Below are 2,835 nucleotides of genomic sequence, written 5' to 3' on the forward strand. Positions count from 1 at the left end.
CTCTGCGTGAGAAGTCCCACATGGCAGGAGAGGCGTGATCCGCAGATCAAGAGATTCTGTGCGCCACCCACCTTACGGTTAACTCAGTTCTATGCCTCCTATTTTGCCGCCGATCTCGCAAGAACAGATAATGCGAAGATCACAATTCTCCATTGTTCTTTTTTACGAGGGGAAAAAATTAGTACACGATATTGCCAGAACTCTCGCCAATCGAATGCTCATTACGGGGCAGGGCTTTCCTCTGGAAGCAAGGAAAGCGAACCTGGGTGGATTTCTGCGTTCAACTTCAAGGATATCATCGATCCCCTTCACATTAATACCAAAACGTAAAATGGTTTATCCATTTCGTCTATTTCTGAAGCACGTTCTTTGATCCGCGAAAAAGAAAAATCCTGCGCTTTCTCAATAAAACAATAAATAATCGATTGCCCATGAACTGGCACAGATCTTGCGATCATGACCTGCATGATTACCCGGAATTCCTATTGGAAAACGGCATACCGGCGCGCGACAGTGAGGTGAGCCAGCAATGAGACGCCTACTCCAGCACTACCTCAACAACGCACACCTCTACTGCCGGCTGCGCAAGATCGGCATACCCAAGGCCATTGCCCTTTCAATTGCGACCCGGTGGCTGGGACCGATCACCACGAAGCTCCTGTATGGAGGTGCCCGATGAAGCCGTCCATCCGGACCGAAGCCGACGCCAAGCGGGTCACCATGTACCTGAAGGCCATGATTCGCAAGGGGTTCGCCGTCCTCCAGTACTACGTCGCCGACGCCGAGGGCATGCCGCGGCGGGTCCTTGAGATACTCTGCCAAAACTAGAACGGAGAAGCCGATGAAAACGACTCACATCATCGCCAACAGGGCATGCGAGGTCCGGCGTCAATGAGGAGAATGGAATGCGATTCTTTCAATGGGCGTTAGTCCTCTTTCTCTTTACCTGCGGATGTGCTACAGAGGGCACGACCCAGCGGGAGAGAATCCAGCCAGTGTATCGCCAAAAAATCGAAGAGTGGCAGATGAAGATTCGTAGCGAGGGCTGGTCGGACAGTCAGGTCCATTCCATCCTGAAACACTTTCGCGGGCTGGCCACCTACCGGATGGAGATACAGGATCATTGGGACACCCCGAAAGAGTTCATCCAAAAAGGCTTTACCGGCGACTGTGAAGATATCACGGCGTACATGATGGGAACCCTGAAGCGGCTCGGCTACCCGTATCCGATCCGGATTCTGATCGTGCGTAACCTTTTTGAAGATCACGCGCTGCTGCTATTGCAGATGCCGGAAGGCAGATGGGAGGTCTACGATGTGGTGCGTCGAGATGTTCCCAGTCTACAAATAAAGCTTCTCAAGCCCATTGTCGCATTCGACGAGAAGCGAACATACTGGTTTGCTACGCAAGTACCGTTGCGCGATAGCCGGTACCTCGGTTCACCCGGTGTGTCACAGGGGCCGGTAAGAAAAAGGTCGCTTTCAGGTGCAGGGCGTTGAAGTACAACCGTCTGATTCTCCGGTCGTTTCGGTGAAAGGAGGTATATTCTGGACAAGACTACGCTACATACGTCTCATCCTGCACTATCTTCGGTAAAACACCAAAACGCCGAGGAAGTCCACCAATAGTGCACCATTTCGTTTATTTCTTCTGCTTCGGCATAAACCTGTCAAACTCAGTAAAACTCCATCAGCGTTTACCTTTACTTGGCTCTCGGGCCTGCATTGCCAGATGATCCGAACCGCGGAGAAGGAGGAAATAGTCCAGCACGTATACGCTTGGGAGCAAATCAGCTTTACACTGCGTTGATGTCGCATTGTCCGGTTGAAGCTTTGATCAGTGAGACAGAATGATTCTCGAAGGCAACTTTATTGCCCCTCCGCTGGCACAACTCTTGCCAAAGTCAACATGATGAAGTGAATGAACGATGCGGAGGACTCGCACGATGATCAATGAACCTATTTTTATCAGGAAAACGGCCAGGCGCGGATACGAAATTATCGGGACCTTCCCTGGTTACGGGAGGATCAGGAAGTACGCTCGATCGCAAGAAGAGGCCAAGGAGAGATTTTTCGCAGCTTGCAACAAGGCAGCAGAAGTGGGGCAAACCGGCCGCTGCAGTACGAGATAAATGGTAGGAGTAAAATTATGCTGGTCCACGGCAGTGGTCTTCTCAGGAATACCGTCAATGGGCGCTACCATGAGGAACAAGACACGCGTGTTGCTTTTATTACTGCTTTTTCTGACGTTCGCGGTGAGTGGCTGTGCGCCCAGCGATCATGCAGAAACCGGAGCGCCTTCAAAGCAACAAAGGAAGATTCCGGCACGCAAACATCGACGGAGACGGCGTCTGAGACGAAACCGGCTCCCCAGGCCATAGGGTGGGAGAGCTCACTGTAGCCGGGCATGCAGTCAACATCACTCAGTTCGGACCAAGGCGCGGGGGTAATGGCTCTTGATGAAAGCTCATGCGAGCGGGCATGATGCGGAAGCGCTGCTCTGCTTCAATTCATTGGCGGATATGAACCTTCTGGAGCAGACGGAAGAAGACCCATCTCACGATGGACGTACAGGAACCGAATTCAAGAAGAATCCCAATGACCGATCTGATCCGCTACTTCGGATGCGGGGTCTGTCGGACGCTTGTTATACCACGAGAGAGGGAGGGGTTATGAAGGCTATGGAGAGAGTCTTAGAATTGGGAATCCTAAGTCTCGCATGTCTCATTCTTACCTGTTCATCCACCGTTCCTTTTCGCGTTTACGAGCGCCATGTCGAGACCGGGAAGAAGCTTCTCCGGGACGGCGAGTATCCTCAAGCGAAAACCGAGTTCGT

5 protein-coding genes are annotated in these 2,835 nt (G+C 51.9%); all 5 read left to right on the forward strand.

Translation table 11 applies throughout. The annotated features are described in order from the left end of the window. The first annotated feature begins 529 nt into the window (after window positions 1–529). Complete coding sequence (locus VMT71_11050; protein HVN24499.1) at window positions 530–679, forward strand: hypothetical protein; 150 nt, start codon at window positions 530–532, stop codon at window positions 677–679. After that, window positions 676–828 carry a hypothetical protein gene (locus tag VMT71_11055; GenBank protein ID HVN24500.1) on the forward strand — a complete coding sequence of 51 codons (153 nt, stop codon included), beginning with the start codon at window positions 676–678 and terminating at the stop codon, window positions 826–828. Before VMT71_11050 ends, VMT71_11055 begins: the two co-directional genes overlap by 4 nt. Before the next feature lie 197 nt (window positions 829–1,025). Beyond that, window positions 1,026–1,499, forward strand: a complete 474-nt coding sequence (locus VMT71_11060; protein HVN24501.1) for a hypothetical protein — start codon at window positions 1,026–1,028, stop codon at window positions 1,497–1,499. 446 nt (window positions 1,500–1,945) lie between these two features. Continuing rightward, complete coding sequence (locus VMT71_11065) at window positions 1,946–2,131, forward strand: hypothetical protein (GenBank protein ID HVN24502.1); 186 nt, start codon at window positions 1,946–1,948, stop codon at window positions 2,129–2,131. 324 nt (window positions 2,132–2,455) lie between these two features. Next, on the forward strand, window positions 2,456–2,835 hold a 380-nt coding region (locus tag VMT71_11070; protein ID HVN24503.1), incomplete at its 3' end, for a hypothetical protein.

Source organism: Syntrophorhabdales bacterium (assembly GCA_035541455.1).
In the GTDB taxonomy this organism is placed as follows: domain Bacteria; phylum Desulfobacterota; class Syntrophorhabdia; order Syntrophorhabdales; family WCHB1-27; genus JADGQN01.